The sequence below is a fragment of the Streptomyces sp. 6-11-2 genome (genome assembly GCF_006540305.1).
Taxonomy (GTDB): domain Bacteria; phylum Actinomycetota; class Actinomycetes; order Streptomycetales; family Streptomycetaceae; genus Streptomyces.
Genome location: NZ_BJOR01000001.1, coordinates 3,742,512 through 3,759,839 on the forward strand (window position 1 = coordinate 3,742,512; position 17,328 = coordinate 3,759,839).

The 17,328-nt window shown below is 72.8% G+C and carries 18 protein-coding genes; 8 read left to right on the forward strand and 10 right to left on the reverse strand.

Annotated features, from left to right (window positions below; translation table 11 throughout):
- Positions 1 to 4: 4 nt before the first annotated feature.
- The 9 genes from TNCT6_RS16250 to TNCT6_RS16290 all read right to left on the reverse strand — a co-directional run bounded on the left by TNCT6_RS16250 (position 5) and on the right by TNCT6_RS16290 (position 11,070).
- On the reverse strand, positions 5 to 1,081 hold the full coding sequence (locus TNCT6_RS16250) for a CHAD domain-containing protein (RefSeq protein WP_141360044.1): 1,077 nt from the start codon (positions 1,079 to 1,081) through the stop codon (positions 5 to 7).
- Complete coding sequence (locus TNCT6_RS16255; RefSeq protein WP_373996175.1) at positions 1,062 to 3,461, reverse strand: RNA degradosome polyphosphate kinase; 2,400 nt, start codon at positions 3,459 to 3,461, stop codon at positions 1,062 to 1,064. Before TNCT6_RS16255 ends, TNCT6_RS16250 begins: the two co-directional genes overlap by 20 nt.
- A gap of 885 nt (positions 3,462 to 4,346) precedes the next feature.
- Positions 4,347 to 5,267 (reverse strand): mycothiol synthase, encoded by a 921-nt coding sequence (gene mshD / locus TNCT6_RS16260; RefSeq protein ID WP_141360045.1) that lies wholly within the window; start codon positions 5,265 to 5,267, stop codon positions 4,347 to 4,349.
- A 56-nt stretch (positions 5,268 to 5,323) separates the two neighbouring features.
- Positions 5,324 to 6,781, reverse strand: coding sequence for a HAMP domain-containing sensor histidine kinase (locus TNCT6_RS16265; protein WP_141360046.1), 1,458 nt, complete (start codon positions 6,779 to 6,781; stop codon positions 5,324 to 5,326).
- Entirely contained in the window at positions 6,778 to 7,512 is a 735-nt protein-coding gene (locus tag TNCT6_RS16270; protein WP_141360047.1) for a response regulator transcription factor, read from the reverse strand. Before TNCT6_RS16270 ends, TNCT6_RS16265 begins: the two co-directional genes overlap by 4 nt.
- Positions 7,513 to 7,629: 117 nt before the next feature.
- On the reverse strand, positions 7,630 to 7,848 hold the full coding sequence (locus tag TNCT6_RS16275) for a hypothetical protein (RefSeq protein ID WP_141360048.1): 219 nt from the start codon (positions 7,846 to 7,848) through the stop codon (positions 7,630 to 7,632).
- Positions 7,849 to 7,906: 58 nt separating this feature from the next.
- Positions 7,907 to 9,037, reverse strand: a complete 1,131-nt coding sequence (locus TNCT6_RS16280; protein WP_141360049.1) for a S1C family serine protease — start codon at positions 9,035 to 9,037, stop codon at positions 7,907 to 7,909.
- Between the two features lie 148 nt (positions 9,038 to 9,185).
- On the reverse strand, positions 9,186 to 10,208 hold the full coding sequence (locus TNCT6_RS16285) for a LacI family DNA-binding transcriptional regulator (RefSeq protein WP_141360050.1): 1,023 nt from the start codon (positions 10,206 to 10,208) through the stop codon (positions 9,186 to 9,188).
- 85 nt (positions 10,209 to 10,293) lie between these two features.
- Positions 10,294 to 11,070 carry a response regulator transcription factor gene (locus TNCT6_RS16290; RefSeq protein WP_141360051.1) on the reverse strand — a complete coding sequence of 259 codons (777 nt, stop codon included), beginning with the start codon at positions 11,068 to 11,070 and terminating at the stop codon, positions 10,294 to 10,296.
- A 241-nt stretch (positions 11,071 to 11,311) separates the two neighbouring features.
- On the opposite strand from TNCT6_RS16290, the gene TNCT6_RS16295 reads away from it, so the two are divergent.
- The 8 genes from TNCT6_RS16295 to TNCT6_RS16330 all read left to right on the forward strand — a co-directional run bounded on the left by TNCT6_RS16295 (position 11,312) and on the right by TNCT6_RS16330 (position 16,669).
- A complete protein-coding gene (locus TNCT6_RS16295) occupies positions 11,312 to 12,214 on the forward strand; it encodes an alpha/beta hydrolase (protein WP_141360052.1) in 903 nt (300 codons plus the stop codon).
- 37 nt (positions 12,215 to 12,251) lie between these two features.
- Positions 12,252 to 12,506, forward strand: a complete 255-nt coding sequence (locus TNCT6_RS16300; RefSeq protein ID WP_141360053.1) for a MoaD/ThiS family protein — start codon at positions 12,252 to 12,254, stop codon at positions 12,504 to 12,506.
- 3 nt (positions 12,507 to 12,509) lie between these two features.
- On the forward strand, positions 12,510 to 13,808 hold the full coding sequence (locus TNCT6_RS16305; RefSeq protein ID WP_141360054.1) for a hypothetical protein: 1,299 nt from the start codon (positions 12,510 to 12,512) through the stop codon (positions 13,806 to 13,808).
- Between the two features lie 122 nt (positions 13,809 to 13,930).
- The gene (locus TNCT6_RS16310) at positions 13,931 to 14,668 is read left to right on the forward strand and encodes a DUF2993 domain-containing protein (protein ID WP_141360055.1); all 738 of its coding nucleotides are present in this window, start codon (positions 13,931 to 13,933) and stop codon (positions 14,666 to 14,668) included.
- A 210-nt stretch (positions 14,669 to 14,878) separates the two neighbouring features.
- Positions 14,879 to 14,959, forward strand: coding sequence for a putative leader peptide (locus TNCT6_RS42075; protein ID WP_355139345.1), 81 nt, complete (start codon positions 14,879 to 14,881; stop codon positions 14,957 to 14,959).
- A 139-nt stretch (positions 14,960 to 15,098) separates the two neighbouring features.
- Entirely contained in the window at positions 15,099 to 15,944 is an 846-nt protein-coding gene (locus TNCT6_RS16320; protein ID WP_141360056.1) for a sulfurtransferase, read from the forward strand.
- A gap of 49 nt (positions 15,945 to 15,993) precedes the next feature.
- Positions 15,994 to 16,281, forward strand: coding sequence for a DUF1416 domain-containing protein (locus tag TNCT6_RS16325; RefSeq protein ID WP_100569102.1), 288 nt, complete (start codon positions 15,994 to 15,996; stop codon positions 16,279 to 16,281).
- 130 nt (positions 16,282 to 16,411) lie between these two features.
- Positions 16,412 to 16,669: a DUF3099 domain-containing protein gene (locus TNCT6_RS16330; protein ID WP_141360057.1), complete on the forward strand. Its 258-nt coding sequence runs from the start codon at positions 16,412 to 16,414 to the stop codon at positions 16,667 to 16,669.
- A gap of 24 nt (positions 16,670 to 16,693) precedes the next feature.
- On the opposite strand, the gene TNCT6_RS16335 is transcribed toward TNCT6_RS16330, so the two are convergent.
- Complete coding sequence (locus tag TNCT6_RS16335; protein WP_141360058.1) at positions 16,694 to 17,056, reverse strand: DsrE family protein; 363 nt, start codon at positions 17,054 to 17,056, stop codon at positions 16,694 to 16,696.
- Positions 17,057 to 17,328 lie beyond the last annotated feature (272 nt).

Consider the following 17,328-nt stretch of genomic DNA (forward strand, 5'->3'; position numbering starts at 1 on the left):
CCTGTCAGCCGGCGCCGACGGCCTGCTTCTGCCACGACTGCTGGAAGGCGAACCTGGCCGCCTCCACCTCGTGCCGCTGGTCCGCGTGCAGCACGCCGAGCGCGTACGCCGTCGCCGGGGCGATGCGCGGGGTGCGGGCCGCCGAGGCCGCGGCGGCCGCCGCCTCCGAGGCGTCGCGGTGCCGGTCGAGGGCCTGGCCGGCCGCCAGCAGACGCACGATCACGGGCGAGTCGGCTCCGTCGAGGACCTCGCGGGCGTACCGGTGCAGGCGCAGCAGCAGGCGGACCTGGTGCCAGGGGGCGTCCTGCGGGTGCGGGGACGGGTCCGGGGACAGGCCGTGGACCAGGGCCTCCGCGTTGTACGGGCTGCCGGCGGTGACGAGCGGGAGGGCGGCGACGGCGTCCGTCAGGCGCTCCCGGGCGGCGGCGGCCAGCGGGGTCAGGTCCGCGGTGGCGGCGGCGGGGGTGAGGGGGACGTCGCTGGCGAGCACGGCCACCTTGTCCGCGACGGCGTGGAAGCGCGCGGAGCCCAGTGCCTGGAGGGCGGTCGAGTGCGCCCGGGTCCGGGCCAGGGTGAGCTGGCGTTCCAGCAGGGCGCCCGCTTTGGCCGCGCCCACGGTGAGGTTGCCGCGGTCCACGGCGCGGCCGCCCGGGACCTCCTCGGTCGGCTGGGCCGGCAGGACCGCTGTTCCGGAGAGCCGGTGCAGGGCCAGCAGCAGCCGTTCCAGGCAGGCCTGGCAGGCGTGTTCGCGGGCCAGGGTGCCGGACAGCCACGCCAGTTCCGGGCACAGCTCCGCCGACCAGGCCTCCTCGAGCAGGGGGCGGAAGGTGTGCGCGCTGCCGCTGATGCGGCGGGCCGAGCGGCGCAGGGCGCGCGCGGCGTCGGCGGACTCCTCCGTGCCGTGCCCCGAGCCGCCGGTCTCCCGGTGCAGGCGCAGCGCGCGGAGGAACTCCGTGGCCTGGGCCCGCAGATAGCGCGCGAGAGCATCGGCGGTGGGGGCACCGCCCTGCTCCAGCGCGGTCGGCAACTCGGGGGAACTCCCGGCCGTGGAGTCCGTCGGGTCAAGGTGTTGCTGTGCCACGCCGGCGCCTCCGGGCGTCTATGAGCATCTCCTGGATGTTGCGCAGGGGTTGGCCGTCCGAGTCGGTCGCGTGCCGGGTCCACTCGCCGTCCGGGCCGAGGTGCCAGGAGGAGGTGGTGTCGGACACGCCGGTCTCCAGCAGCCGGTTGAGGGCCGCCCGGTGGGCCGGGTCGGTGACCCGGACCAGGGCCTCGATACGGCGGTCGAGGTTGCGGTGCATCATGTCGGCGCTGCCGATCCACACCTCGGGCTCGCCGCCGTTGCCGAAGACGAAGACCCGGGAGTGTTCGAGGAAGCGGCCGAGGATCGAGCGGACGCGGATGTTCTCCGACAGGCCGGGCACGCCGGGGCGCAGGGCGCAGATGCCGCGCACCCACACGTCGACCGGCACACCGGCCTGGGAGGCGCGGTAGACCGCGTCCACGACCGCCTCGTCGACCATCGAGTTCACCTTGATGCGGATGGCGGCGGGGCGCCCGGCGCGGTGGTGCTGGATCTCCTTGTTGATCCGGGCGATCAGCCCGTCGCGCAGGGACTTGGGGGCCACCAGCAGCCGGCGGTAGGTCTCGCGGCGGGAGTAGCCGGAGAGGCGGTTGAACAGGTCGGAGAGGTCCGCGCCGACCTGCGGGTCGGCGGTGAGCAGACCGAGGTCCTCGTAGAGGCGGGCCGTCTTCGGGTGGTAGTTGCCGGTGCCGACGTGGCTGTAGCGCCGCAGTGTGTCGTCGCCTTCCTGGCGCACCACCAGGGACAGCTTGCAGTGGGTCTTCAGGCCGACCAGTCCGTAGACGACGTGGCAGCCGGCCTCCTCCAGCTTGCGCGCCCACTTGATGTTGGCCTGCTCGTCGAAGCGGGCCTTGATCTCGACCAGGACGAGGACCTGCTTGCCCGACTCGGCGGCGTCGATGAGCGCGTCGACTATGGGGGAGTCGCCCGAGGTCCGGTACAGGGTCTGCTTGATCGCGAGGACGTCCGGGTCGGCGGCGGCCTGCTCCAGGAAGGCCTGGACCGAGGTCGAGAAGGAGTCGTAGGGGTGGTGCAGGAGCACGTCCCGGCTGCGCAGCGCCGCGAAGATGTCGGGGGCCGAGGCGGACTCCACCTCCGCCAGTTCCCGGTTGATTCCGGCCACGAACTTGGGGTACTTCAGCTCGGGCCGGTCGAGACCGTGGATGCGGAAGAGGCCGGTGAGGTCGAGGGGGCCGGGCAGCGGATACACCTCGGCCTCGCTGATCTTCAGCTCCCGCACCAGCAGGTCGAGCACCTCGCGGTCGATGGACTCCTCGACCTCCAGGCGCACCGGCGGCCCGAAGCGGCGCCGCATGAGCTCCTTCTCCAGGGCCTGGAGCAGGTTCTCGGCGTCGTCCTCCTCGACCTCCAGGTCCTCGTTGCGGGTGAGCCGGAAGGCGTGGTGCTCCAGGATCTCCATGCCCGGGAACAGCTCCTCCAGGTGGGCCGCGATGACGTCCTCGAGGGGGACGTAGCGGCCCGGGGAGCTCTCCAGGAACCGGGACAGCAGCGGCGGCACCTTGACCCGGGCGAAGTGGCGGTGACCGGTGACGGGGTTGCGTACGACCACGGCCAGGTTCAGGGACAGGCCGGAGATGTACGGGAAGGGGTGCGCGGGGTCGACCGCCAGCGGGGTCAGCACGGGGAAGATGCGGTGCCGGAAGAGCGTGAACAGGCGGGCCTGCTCCTTCTCCGTGAGCTCGCTCCAGCGGACCAGGTGAATGCCCTCCTCCGCGAGTGCGGGGGCGACGTCCTCGTGGTAGCAGGCGGCGTGCCGGGCCATGAGCTCGCGCGAGCGGGCCCAGATCATCTCCAGCACCTCGCGCGGCTGCAGCCCGGAGGCGGACTGGGTGGCGACGCCGGTGGCGATACGGCGTTTCAGGCCGGCGACCCGGACCATGAAGAACTCGTCCAGGTTGCTGGCGAAGATCGCGAGGAAGTTCGCGCGCTCCAGCAGAGGTGTGTTGGGGTCCTCGGCGAGTTCGAGGACGCGCTCGTTGAAGGCGAGCCAGCTGCGCTCCCGGTCAAGGAAACGGCCCTGCGGCAGCTGCTCCCCCTCGGCCGGTGCCTCCACGTACCCGTCGAGGTCGGCGTCGATGTCCGGTTCCAGGTCGGAGACCGTGGCCGCCACGGTGTGCGGGCGGTGCGCGGCGATGGAGCCCACGGAGGGCTGCGGGTTCTGTGCGGTGGCGGGGCCCGCGGGGCCTTCCACGAGGGTGGTGGGAGCCGACGGGGTCTGCGCTGCCTGGGTGTCTGGCTGGCTCATGAACCTATTCTTCCGCGCCTGCGGCAGGACAGGCGCGTCGAAGGGCACGCGCGGGAGCGCGGCGGCGGTCCCCTCACGGGGCGGCTCGGGCTCTGGCGCGGCGGGCTTCACCGCCAGAGCGTCGCAAGACCGTCTGAACCAACGGTTACGGACACATGACGTGCGGGACACCGTGGGGCGGCCCACCGGGAACGATACGAGCCTCCACCGGACTGTGGAACGCCGGAAACCGGCTCGGGACCGGCGGGTGGCCGCGGCGGGCACGCGGGTGGTGCGACGGGCGCGCGACTGTTCGGCGGGGCGTGCAGGCGGCGGGTGCCGCGGTGTGTGCGGCGCGGTCACGTGGGAGCTGGGTGGCCGGCCGTTGGGAAGCGGGCGGCGGCCCCACGGACCGAGAGTATGCGGAGGGCGGCGGGCACGCGGGCGGGGGGTGGCCGGTCCGTGGGTGGCTGGGTGGAAGGCGCGCGGGTGGTGGTCTGCCGGTCCGTGGGTGGTTCGGGCCGACACGTGGGCGGTGGTGGCGTCCACGCGGGACCTGGGCGGACGGCTGGTGGGCGGGGGGCCGCCTCCGCGCCGGGAGTACGGATCCGGCGGGCGCGAGGGTGGCCGGTGCGCAGTCGCTCGGTGGCGGGGGTGGCAGGAGGGGGCCGGCCGGTTGGAGGCCGGTGGGTGGTGGGCCGCCCGCGGGTCGGGTGGGCGGACGCGGCGTGCGGTGGCCCGGGGGTGTCGGCCGGTCGCTGGGTGGCCGGTGCGCGGTCGCTCGGTGGCGGGGGTGGCAGGAGGGGGCCGCCCACAGGGCGGGAGGACGCACGCGGCAGGTGGGGCGGGCGCGCGGCCGGTCCGTGGGTGGCGGCGCGCTGTTGCTCGGTGGCGGGCGCGTGGACGGGGGAGCTGGGCCGCCCGCCGGCCGGGACGACGGGCGTGGTGGCCGCCCGGCCCGTGGGTGGTGAGCGGGTGTGGGGCGGCGGCCCGTCGGTGGCGGGCGCGCGGGGGCGGTCAGGTTTCTGTGCGGTACATGAGGTCGGTTTCGTATGTGGTGAAGCCGAGGCGCTCGTAGACGGAGACCGCCGCCTTGTTGTCGGCGTCGACGTACAGCATCGCCGTCGGGAGGCCCTGTGCGGCCAGGTGGCGCAGGCCGATCAGGGTGAGGGCCTTGCCGAGGCCACCGCCCTGGGCGCCGGGGCGGACGCCGAGGACGTACACCTCGCCGAGGCGTTCCTCCCGGTGCACCTTGGTCCAGTGGAAGCCGATCAGCCGGCCCTCGCGCTCGGCGAGGAAGAACCCCTGCGGGTCGAACCACGGCTGCGCCTCGCGGTCGTCGAGGTCGCGCTGGGTGAGGGAGCCCTGCTCGGGGTGGTGGGCGAACGCCTCCGCGTTCACCTCGAGCCATGCGGCGTCGTCCCGGCCGGGCACGAAGGGCCGTACCGTCACGCCCTCCGGCAGCGCCGGCTCGGGCAGGTCGAGGTCCTTCAACGGCCGCCGCATCTGCCGCAGTTCGCGGAACAGGGTGAGCCCGAGGACCTGAGCCAGATGCCGCGCGGCGGACTGCCCCCCGTGCGCCCACACCCGCAGTCGCTTGCCGGACGCGGCCAGCAGCGCGGCCCCGAGCGCCCGCCCGTGCCCGTGCCCGCGGTGCTCCGGATGGACGACCAGCTCGGCGGCGGGCGCCTCCACCGGATCGGTGTCCTCCAGCTGCGCGTAGCCGACGAGTTCGCCGTCGACGGCCAGCAGCAGATGGGACACGCCCTCGCGGGCCCCGCCCCGCAGCTGGAGCCGGCCCTGCTCGGACACCGCCTGCCGTCCGTCGGCGCGGGCAGCCGCCGCCAGCAGCCCGAGCACGGCTTCGGCCTGGTCCGGAGCGAGCTCGGCGAGGGTCTCCAGGGAGCGGGCGGTCGGTGCGGTGTCGTCGCTGGTCATGGATATGAGGGTACGGGGTTCCCCCGCGGGGTGACCGGGCCTTCCGGCGCCCGGCCTCAGCTGACGCCGGGCGTCTCCGGGGGCGGAACGGGCGCCCCCGGCAGCCGTACCGTCGCCACCGTGCCGCCGGCCTCGGCCGGGGTCAGGGTGACCTCGCCGCCCGCCCGTTGGACGGTGCGGGCGACGATGGACAGGCCGAGTCCCGAACCGGGCAGGGCACGCGCGCCCGGGGAGCGCCAGAAGCGGTCGAAGACGTGGGGGAGTTCGTCGGCGGGGATGCCGGGGCCGTGGTCGCGGACGGTGAGGACGCCCTGGTCCAGGACCACGTCGATCGTGCCGTCCCTGGGGCTGAACTTCACCGCGTTGTCGAGGATGTTGACGATCGCCCGCTCCAGCGCGGACGGCTCCGCCCGTACGTACCAGGGGTCCAGGTCCGCCGTTATGGTCAGCTCCGGGCCGCGCAGCCGGGCGCGGCGCAGCGCCGCCTCCACGGTGTCCTGGAAGGCGACCACCTGGACGCGTTCGCCCTGCTGCCCGTCCGAGCGTGACAGCTCCTGCAAGTCGCCGATCAGCGAGGCCAGTTCGGTCATCTGAGCCTTCACCGAGGCGAGCAGTGCCTTGCGGTCGGCCTCGGGGAGCGGGCGGCCCGTCTCCTCGCTGCGGGTGAGGAGTTCGATGTTCGTACGCAGTGAGGTCAGCGGGGTGCGCAGTTCGTGGCCGGCGTCCGCGATCAGCTGCTGCTGAAGGTCCCGGGAACTGGCCAGGGACGAGGTCATGGAGTTGAAGGAGCGGGACAGGCGGGCGATCTCGTCGTCGCTGTCGTCCTCCACGGGGATGCGGATGGTGAGGTCCTCGGTGCGCGCCACGTGCTCCACCGCCTCCGTGAGCTTGTCCACGGGGCGCAGCCCGGCGCGGGCGACGGCGAGGCCGGCGGCTCCGGCGCCGAAGACTCCCACGCCGGAGACGAAGAGGAGCAGCAGGGCCAGGTCGCTGAGGGTGTTCTCGGTGTCCTTCAGGGAGAGGCCGAGCATGAAGGCGATGCCCGGGTACGCCTCGGAGTTGGGGCCGGGGCCCGTGGGGACGGCGACGGTCATCACGCGGATGTTGTTGCCCTGGCTGTCGGTGGTGGTGTGGAAGGTGCGCTCGCGCACATCGGGATTGGCGGCCACCCCCTTGTCCAGGGCCGTGACCTTGATGACGCCCGGCGACCGGGTGTCCACGCAGAACTTGCCCTGGGCCGTCACCAACTGCACGTAGAGGTACGAACGCTGCATGTCACCCGACGAGTCGTCCGTCGTCTGCATGCAGTTGGCGGCCATCGCGGAAGCCGTGGTGGCGGTCACCCGGCCGTAGCTCGCGAGCCGGCTGTCGACCTCGTCGTACAGCTTCCCCTGGACGATGAACCAGCAGGTGAGGGAGACCGCCGCCACCGCGAACGCCACCGCCGCCGCCACCAGCAGCGCCAGCCGGGAGCGGATCGGCAGCGCACGGAAACGGCGCAGCGCCTTCTTCACTCCGCGCCGCCCTGCCGCAGTACGTACCCGACCCCGCGCACCGTGTGCACGAGGCGGGGCTCGCCGCCGGCCTCGGTCTTGCGTCGCAGGTACATGACGTAGACGTCGAGGGAGTTCGACGAGGGTTCGAAGTCGAAGCCCCAGACCGCCTTGAGGATCTGCTCCCGGGTGAGCACCTGGCGCGGATGCGCCATGAACATCTCCAGCAGGGTGAACTCGGTCCGGGTCAGCTCCACCTGCCGGCCGCCGCGGGTGACCTCGCGGGTGGCGAGGTCCATGCGCAGGTCGGCGAAGGTCAGGGCCTCGTCCTCCGGGGCCGCGCCCGCCACGGCCGCCGCGTAGGTGCTGCGGCGCAGCAGTGCCCGGATGCGGGCGAACAGCTCGTCCAGCTCGAAGGGCTTGACCAGGTAGTCGTCCGCTCCGGCGTCCAGGCCGGTGACCCGGTCGCCGACCGTGTCGCGGGCGGTCAGCATCAGGATGGGGGTGGTGTCGCCGGCGCCCCGGATGCGCCGGGCGGCGGTCAGGCCGTCCATCCGCGGCATCTGGATGTCGAGGACGAACAGGTCCGGCTGGTACGAGGCCGCCTTGCCCAGCGCGTCCGCGCCGTCCACGGCGACCTCGGTCTCGTACCCCTCGAAGGCGAGGCTGCGCTGGAGTGCTTCGCGTACCGCCGGCTCGTCGTCGACGATCAGGATGCGCTGGGGATCACGGTCGCCATCGGCGGGACTCATCGGTCGTCGTTCCTCGGGTCGCTGGGGCCGTGGGGACCGGTCGGTCCCGGGCTGGACGCTCTCAGCCTCGCATGTTTCGGTGCCGCGGGGTGCGGCGCGCGGGGCGCGCGCCGCAGCTCAGGCCGCGATCGCGGTGATCCGGCGCAGCGGGACCTTGTGCCGGTGCGGGCGCTCGGCGGAGGTGCGCAGGCCCATCAGCTGGGGGACCACGGCGGCCTCGGGCACGCGGTTGGCCGGGCTGTGCGGTTCCTTCGTGATGGGGCGGGTCAGGCTGAGGCCGGCGGTGGCGGTCAGGTCGATGGTGTCCGTCGTCTCGTGCACAACGTACTGGATCATGTCGTACTCCTTGTCGAACGGTGCCGGACGCTGTCCGGGTGCCTGCCTGTGCCGCGCCTCAGCTCTGGGAGCCGGAGCGCAGGGTGGCCAGGTCGGACTTGACGGTGTTGATCGGGATGGCGAAGCCGAGGCCGACGCTGCCGGCGCTGGACGAGTCCGACGCCTGCGTGGCCGAGTACATCGCCGAGTTGATGCCGACGATGTTGCCGCTCGCGTCGATCAGCGCGCCGCCGGAGTTGCCGGGGTTGAGGGACGCGTCGGTCTGTATGGCCTGGTAGGTGGTGGTGGAGGAGCCGGTGTCGCCGTTGAACTGGCGGCCGCCGAACTGGAAGGGCCAGCCGCCGCCACCACCCTGCTGCCCCTGGTTCTCGTTGGTGGAGACCGTCACGTCCCGGTGCAGGGCGGAGACGATGCCGCTGGTGACGGTGCCGGTCAGGCCCTCCGGGGAGCCGATCGCGACGACCTGGTCGCCGACCGTCAGTCCGTCGGAGTCGCCGAGGACCGCCGCCTTGAGGCCGGAGGCGTTCCGCAGCTTGATCAGGGCGAGGTCCTTGGAGCTGTCGGTGCCCACGACCTGCGCGGTGTACGAGGTGCCGTCGCTGGTGCGCACCTTGATCGAGGAGGCGCCCGCGATGACGTGGTTGTTGGTGACGACCTCGCCGTCGCTGGTGACGACCACGCCGGAGCCGGTGGACGTGCCGTTGTCGAGGGTGGCGTTGATCTCGACGACGCTCGGGGTGACCGCCTTGGCGATCGCGGCGATGCTGCCGCGCTGGCTGGAGGCCACCACATTGGTGGTGGTGCTGGAGGCGACCGTGTCCGTGCCGGTCAGCTCCTGGAAGGCGTACGCGGTACCGCCGCCGACCACGGCCGAGGCGATCGCCACCGCGGCGAGCAGGGCGAGCGGTCCCCTGGTGCGCTTGCGCGACCCGGAGGCGTGCGCGGGTCCCGCCGGGACGGCCGGGAAGACGGCGGTGCCACCGTCGTTCGCGCCGCCCTGACCGCCGTGGGCGCCCGGGCCGGCCGCGAACGGCTGCGCCGGGATGTACGGCGGCGGGGGCGGCCACTCCGGATTCACCGGAGCGGAGGCCCGCTGCTGGTCCGCCGACTGCACGGAGTCGGCAGCCGGGGCCTGCCCGTCACCCTGGGGGTGTTCGTACTCGCCGCTGCGGCGGATGCTCTCGGTCATGACATTGAGAATGTCCCGGGATCATGAGAGCTTCCTGAGTCCCCGCTGAGAAGCCCGACAGAAGCTCGTATGCCCGATATAAGCAAATTCCTCGGAGGGGTCTCCGCGGTGGAGGAGTCACGGTGGGAGAGCCGAGGAACGAAAGACCCTAGATGCAGCCGCAGGACGTGCGGACCACGAGCCGTGACGGGAACAGCTTCAGCCGCTCCCGGCGCGAGCCGGCGACCCGCAGCCCGTCGTCCAGCACCAGGTCCACGGCCGCGCGGGCCATCGCCGACCGGTCCGAGGCGACCGTCGTCAGCGGCGGGTCCGTCAGCGCCGCCTCCTTGATGTCGTCGAAACCGGCCACCGCCAGCTCGCCGGGGACGTCGATGCGCAGCTCGCGCGCGGCCCGCAGCAGGCCGATCGCCTGGTCGTCGGTGGAGCAGAAGATCGCCGGCGGACGGTTCGGACCCGAGAGGATCTCCAGGCCGATCCGGTAGGCGTCGTAGCGGTTGTACGGCGCCTCGAACAGGCGCCCCTCCGTCGGGATACCGGCCTCCGTCATGGCGCGCCGCCAGCCCTCGACGTGGTCGGAGACGGGGTCGCCCACGGCGGGTGTCTCGGCGGTGCCGCCCACACAGGCGACGTAGTCGTAGCCGTGCTCCAGCAGGTGGCGTACGGCGAGTTGCGCGCCGCCGAGGTCGTCGGTGACCACGGCCACGTCGTCGATGGCCTCGGGCCGCTCGTGCAGCAGCACCACCCGGGCGTCCCAGGCGTCGATCTCGGCGGCGGCGAGGTCGTTCAGCGCGTGGCTGACCAGGATCAGGCCGGAGACGCGCATGCCGAGGAACGCCCGCAGGTAGTGGACCTCGCGCTCGGCGACGTAGTCGGAGTTGCCGACGAGGACCATCTTGCCGCGTTCGGCGGCGGCCCACTCCACGGCGTGCGCCATCTCCCCGAAGAAGGGCTGGCGGGCGTCCGGGACGATCAGGCCTATGAGGTCGGTGCGCCGCGAGGCCATGGCCTGGGCGACCCGGTCGGGCCGGTACCCCAGCTCCTTGATCGCGGCGAGGACCCGCTCGCGGGTGGCCGGGGCGACCGGCCGGGGTCCGTTGTTGATCACATAGCTGACGACGGCAGTCGACGTCCCCGCCAGCCGCGCCACGTCGTCCCGAGTCACCTTGGCCACGCGCGGAGTCTACGCGGATGGACACGCTCCCGGCAGGGCTTACCGGAGCGTGGACGGGTATGGGGCGCGCCCGTGGGAGGGCGCCTCACCTCTCCGCGCGGGCCCGCCTCGCCGCGGTGTCCTGATTCTCCGGATTTGGCCGGGCGGCCCCGGCCTTCTTCTCGTCCGCGGCGTCCCCGGCGCGGTCGGTCTTCTCGGGAGTAACGAATCGGTAACCGACATTGCGGACCGTCCCGATCAGCGATTCGTGCTCGGGGCCGAACTTGGCCCGCAGCCGCCGTACGTGGACGTCGACGGTCCGGGTGCCGCCGAAGTAGTCGTAGCCCCAGACCTCCTGGAGCAGCTGGGCGCGGGTGAAGACGCGGCCCGGGTGCTGCGCGAGGTACTTCAGCAGCTCGAACTCCTTGAAGGTGAGGTCCAGCGTCCGGCCCTTGAGCCTGGCGCTGTAGGTCGCCTCGTCCACGGACAGGTCGCCGCTGCGGATCTCCATGGGGGAGTCGTCGCTGGCGATCTGCAGCCGGCCCATGGCCAGCCGGAGGCGGGCCTCCACCTCGGCGGGACCCGCGGTGTCCAGGAGCACGTCGTCGATGCCCCAGTCGGCGGTGACGGCCGCGAGGCCGCCCTCGGTCACCACGAGGATCAGCGGGCAGCCGAGACCGGTGGAGCGCAGCAGCCTGCACAGGCCGCGCACCTGCGGCAGGTCGCGCCGCCCGTCGACCAGGACGACGTCGGCGCTCGGGGTGTCCACGAGCGCGGGCCCCTCCGCCGGGGCCACCCGCACGTTGTGCAGCAGCAGGCCGAGGGCGGGGAGCACCTCGGCCGACGGTTGGAGGGCGTTGGTGAGCAGCAGCAGGGAACTCATCGCGCGCCTCCCGCAAGCTCTCGGCCGCGCTCGAGCAGGGGTGACCCCCATGCCAGGGCCGTCGTATGTGCGTGCACCGTTCGCTCGTCCATGGCGTCTGGTTCCTCCTCGGGTCCCTGCCCATTGCGCGATCAACGGGCCGTACACCTGCGGTCTCCCGCGCCGTATACAACGCTTCCGAAAGCACAAAAGGACCCGGGGGCTGCGCTGCCCGAGTCCTCTTCGCAGCAGAATAGCCGATATGAGGTCGGGATCGGCAGGTCGAGTGGTGCGTTCGACGGACGTTCCGGAGGGCGGGACGCCGCCGGGCACGGGCGCCGGGGGCGTGGTCAGGACGTTCCTGCGCACGGCGGACGGGGTGGCGCTCGACGCCGTGTACGAGCCGGGCGCGGCCGCGCGGGACGGCTCCGGCGGCGGTCGCGGCGACGGCCCCGGCGACCTCGTGTTCGTGATCGCGCACGGCTTCACCGGCGACCTGGACCGGCCGCACGTACGCCGGGTGGCGCGGGTCCTGGCCCGCTACGGCGCCGTGGTCACCTTCTCCTTCCGCGGCCACGGGGCCTCCGGCGGGCGCTCGACCGTCGGCGACCGCGAGGTGCTGGACCTGGCGGCGGCGGTGGCCTGGGCACGCGGGTTCGGGCACGCGCGCGTGGCGACCGTCGGCTTCTCCATGGGCGGCTCGGTGGTGCTGCGGCACGCGGCCCTGCACGGCGGCCCGCAGGACACCGCACCGGGCGAGCGGCGCGCCGACACGCGTACGGACGCCGTGGTCTCCGTCAGCGCGCCCGCGCGCTGGTACTACCGGGGCACGGCCCCCATGCGCCGGCTGCACTGGCTCGTCACACGCCCCGAGGGCCGCCTGCTCGGCCGCTACGGGCTGCGTACCCGGATCCACCACCGCGACTGGGACCCCGTCCCGCTGCCGCCGTTCCAGGCGGCCTCGCGCATCGCTCCCGTCCCCCTGCTGATCGTGCACGGCGACCGGGACGGTTACTTCCCCCTCGACCACCCCCGGATGCTGGCCGCGGCCGCCGGTGACCACGGGGAACTGTGGCTGGAGCCCGGCATGGGCCACGCCGAGAACGCCGCCGCCGACGAACTCCTGCACCGCATCGCGCGCTGGACCCTCGCACAGGCGGGCTAGCCTGACCCTGTTCATAGACGAGTGATCGAGGGACGGGATGGCAAAGGTCACGGTGCGCTACTGGGCGGCGGCGAAGGCCGCTGCCGGGGTCGCCGAGGAGCCGTACGAGGCGGAGACGCTCGCCGAGGTGCTCGACGCGGTGCGCGGGCGGCACTCCGGTGAGCTGGACCGCGTTCTGCGGCGGTGCTCGTTCCTCATCGACGGTGACCCGGTGGGGACGCGCGCACATGAGACGGTACGGCTGATTGAGGGCGGCACGGTCGAGGTGCTCCCCCCGTTCGCAGGAGGGTGAGCGATGACCGACCGGCCGTATGAGGGGTCTCCCGGGTCTCCCTACGACAACCCCTACAGCGGGTACGACCCGTACGCGGGGCAGTACCCCCAGCAGCCCGCCGCGCAGCAGCCGTACCCGCCCGCGCAGCCGCAGGCCTACCCGCCCGCTCAGCCGCAGGCGTGGCCCGCGCAGCAGCAGGCGTACGAGGACCCGCAGGCCGCCGACCAGTACACGCAGCAGTGGCAGGGGCAGACCTGGGACACCCAGACGCACGCCCGGCCGCCGGCCGCCGCCGCGGAGACGGCGTACCTGCCCCCGGTGGGGCACCAGGGGCCGGCCGCGGCTCACGGGGGCCAGGGCGGCGGGGGCCACGGTGCGCAGGCACCTTCCTACCCACCGCAGCCGCAGCCGCAGGCTCCGGCCTCGTCCGCCGCCGCGGAGACGGCCTACCTGCCCCCGGTGGGGCATCACGCGCCGCAGCCGCAGGCGGCCGCCCCGGCCGCCGCCGATCCCGAGGGGGACGGGCCCGCCTACGGTCGCGCGACCCTCGCCGGCAACACCCGGGTCACCGACGCGCAGCGGGCCCGCGCCGAGGGACGTTCGCCGATCATCGAGCCCGGGATGCAGCCGGCCGCGCTCACGGCGCTGCTGGGGCTGCTGCTGGCCGGCACGGCGGAGCTCGGCGTCTACGGGCTGCTCGTGCCGCTGGTCGTGCTCCAGGGCGTGACGGCCGCGGGCTGGTTCCGGCTGAACGGCATGTGGCCCGCCCGGCAGGGCATCGCCCTCGGCTTCGCGGGCGCGCTCGCCGCGGACGTGGCGGTGCTCGCCGCGGGCCGTGAGCACGCGCCCGGGGCGATCCTGGGCACGCTCGGGGTGTGGGTGCTCCTCTCCCTCGTCCTCCAGCTGCGCTCCCACGCCGATCCGGACGAGCGGATGTACGGCCTGATGGCGACCGTCGCCGCGGCGGCGCTGGCGATCGTGGCCACCGGGTACCTCGCCGCCCCGCCGGACGCGGTCGCGGTCGGCGCGGCGGCGGTCGCGGTGGCCGTCCTGGCGCGGGCGCTGCCGCTGCCCACGGCGGCCTCGGTGGTCGTCGCGCTGCTCGCGGCGGCGGGCGCGGGCATCGCGGTCGGCGGCATGACGGACCTGGGTGCCAAGGGCGCGCTCCTCGGCGCGGGCGCCGCGGTGTGCGCGCTGATCGGGCACCGCGCGGCGAGCTACGACTATCCCTCGCGCTTCGTGCACTTCACGGCCGGTGTCGCCCTGCCGCTGTCGGCCGCGGCACCGGTGGCGTGGGTGCTCGGACGGGCGCTGGGATGACCGCGCCCCGGACCGGGCCCGCTGTCACAGCTGCTCAACAAACCCCCGGCCCGGTCCCGGGGGAGGTTTACGCTCGCGCGTGACGGCCATCCGGTCGTGGAGGACCGCTGAGGGGGAACCGGTTGCGAGCGCTGAGAGTACTCCTGATCGTCGTCGTGGTCCTGGGCGTGCTGTTCGCGGTGATCGACCGGGTCGCGGTGCACTTCGCGGAGGGGCAGGCGGCCGACAGGCTCAGGACCACGGAGAACCTGTCGAGCACCCCGGATGTGTCCATCGAGGGCTTCCCGTTCCTCACCCAGATGGCCGGTGGCGAGCTGGACGACGTCCGGGTCGGCATCAAGGACTACGAGGCCGCCACGGGGAACGGCGGCCAGAAGATCCGTATCGCCGACATCGAGGCCGACATGCGCGGCGTGAAGTTCTCCGGCGACTACAGCTCGGCCACCGCGGCCACCGCCACCGGCACCGCGACCATCGCCTACGGCGAGTTGCTGAAGGCCGCCAAGTCCGAGCCGACGCCGGTCCTTCCCGGCGTCACCGCCCGTGTGGTCGGCCTGTCCGACGGCGGCGACGGCAAGGTCAAGGTCGGCCTCGAGGTCGAGGCCCGGGCGCTGGGCATCAAGCAGACGTTCTCCGTGCTCAGTTCGGTCGCCGTGCGGGGCAAGAAGGTGGAGGTGAGCGCCGACGACCTGCCCGTGGTGGGCGGCCTGCGGCTCCCCGAGAGCCGGATCCGGGCGATCACCGACTTCCAGCAGGCGATCGAACGGCTGCCCGGCGAGGTACGGCTGGACTCGGTGCGGGCGGCGAAGGACGGCGTCGAGATCACGGTGAAGGGTTCGGACGTCAGGCTGGCCGGGTAGGCAGCATGCGGGGAACGCGGAGGGTGTCCGAGTAGCGAGACACTCCCGTCCGCACCGTAGATGCGCGGCGCGGCCGGGAACGGACACGAGCGCCCGGAGGGCGCGGGACGACGGCCCGGACGGCCTTCCCATCCCGCATCCCGGACGATCGTGTCTCAGTATCCGACACGCCGGTGACATGTCCGCCTTTCCCTCCCTACGATCGACACCATGCAGCGACAGGCGGATCTCACGAAGCGGCGGGCAGTGGACCTGTGCCGTGTTGCCGCCATGCTCTGTCGCACTTCCTGAGCGGGAGCCCTCTCCCGTATCCCCGCCCCGCCACGACCCGGGGCCCACCCTCGCGCCGTGTACGCCGGCATCGAACGCGTACCCGCGCGCCCCTTCGCACTCGCACGCCCCGCCGTACCTGCCCCGGAGGAGATTGAGCATGAGCCGCAGCGACGTCCTGGTCGACGCCGACTGGGTCCAGGAACACCTGGACGACCCGAGCATCGCCATCGTCGAGGTGGACGAGGACACGTCCGCGTACGACAAGAACCACATCAAGAACGCCGTCCGGATCGACTGGACCCAGGACCTCCAGGACCCGGTGCGGCGTGACTTCATCGACCAGGCCGGCTTCGAGAAGCTCCTGTCGGAGAAGGGCATCGCCAACGACCACACGGTGATCCTCTACGGCGGCAACAACAACTGGTTCGCCTCGTACGCCTACTGGTACTTCAAGCTGTACGGCCACGAGAACGTCAAGCTCCTCGACGGCGGCCGCAAGAAGTGGGAGCTGGACGCCCGCGAGCTGGTCGACGGCACCGACGTGCCGGAGCGTCCGAGGACCGCGTACCAGGCCAAGCCGCAGGACGCCTCCATCCGCGCCTTCCGCGACGAGGTCGTGGCTGCGATCGGCAAGCTGAACATCGTCGACGTCCGGTCGCCCGACGAGTTCTCCGGCAAGCTGCTCGCCCCGGCCCACCTGCCGCAGGAGCAGTCGCAGCGCCCCGGCCACGTGCCGTCCTCCCGGAACATCCCGTGGTCCAAGAACGCCAACGACGACGGCACCTTCAAGTCGGACGAGGAGCTCAAGGCCCTCTACGAGGCCGAGCAGGTCGACCTGGCGAAGGACACCATCGCCCTGTGCCGCATCGGTGAGCGCTCCGCGCTGACCTGGTTCGTGCTGCACGAGCTGCTCGGCGTGCAGAACGTCAAGAACTACGACGGTTCCTGGACCGAGTACGGCTCCCTGGTGGGCGTGCCGATCGAGCTCGGCTCCGGCAAGTAAGCAAGACGGTTCAGACCGTTTCGACCTCATCGAACCTCTGGAGAAGCACATGTGTGGAGCGAAGGCCGGCGGCCCGGACGCATCGACGATCAAGCCCGGTGAGACGACGATCCAGGGTCAGGTGACCCGTGACGGCGAGCCGGTGACGGGCTACGTTCGTCTGCTGGACTCGACCGGCGAGTTCACCGCGGAGGTCCCCACCTCCGCCACGGGCCAGTTCCGGTTCTACGCGGCCGAGGGTACCTGGACCGTCCGTGCCCTCGTCCCCGGCGCCAGCGCCGACCGCACGGTCGTCGCCCAGCAGGGCGGCCTCGCGGAGGTCGCGATCGCGGTCTGAGCGGTCTGCTCGGGTGGACCGGGCACGGTACGGCCGAAGGGCCGCACCCCACGGGTTGGACACCCGGGGTGCGGTCCTTCCGGCGTTCCCGCCGCGGCACGCCGGGCCCCCGCGGACCTACCCTGGAAGCATGTACGCACGACGTCGGCATGTGTACTTCGCCATGATGGGGGTCTGCATCGGGCTGTTCGTCCTGGCGTGGGGTGTCGTGCGCATCTGGTCGGTTCCCGCGGCCGTCGGCATGTGCCTGGTCGCCATGGTGATCCCGCCGGTCGCCGCGATGGTCGCCAACCGGCGAGGACTCGAGGACCGCTGGTGGGACGACCCGTCCGGCGATCCCAAGTCCGACGAGTGGTGGGACGAGCTGGACGGCAAGAAGCGGCGTTAGCTCGCGGGGCGCCCCCCGGTCCGGTCAGTAGACGAGCGCCTGCGTCCCGTCCGCCAGGGCCTCCTGGACGAAGACCTGCGCGCCCGCGATCCGCACGCCCTCGATGACGTCCTTCTCCGTGATGTTCCGGCGGGCCGCGCACTGGGTGCACAGGGTGAGCCGGCCGCCCGCCAGGATCGCGTCCAGCAGATCCGGCAGCGGGGCCGCGTGCGGCAGCTCGAACTCGGCGGCGCGCCCCGGCAGCGCGAACCACGCGGACTCCCCGGTCAGCCACAGGGACACGTCGACTCCGCTGGCCACGGCCACGGAGGCGACGGTGAACGCCTGCGAGCAGCGCTCGGGCGCGTCGGTCCCGGCGGTCACCTTGATCACGAGCTTCTTCGCCATGTGAGGAAGGTTAGTGGGTCCGCGAGCAGAGTCCTCGCAGTGCGGTGAGGGTGCGGGAGCGGGTTTGGGTGTGAGCACCGGGGGGCGCCAACCTCCCCGTCGTCCCCGTCCAGGACAGCAAGGACACGGACCGTGCCCTTCACCCCTCTCGTCTTCGCCGGTACGGCCTGGTCCGTGTGTCCGTGTTCGCCGGCTCCACCAAGTCGTAATCAAGTTTCCGCACAACCACGGGCGTTACCCATGAGTCTGCTGTGAGGTGCGGATACGGAATC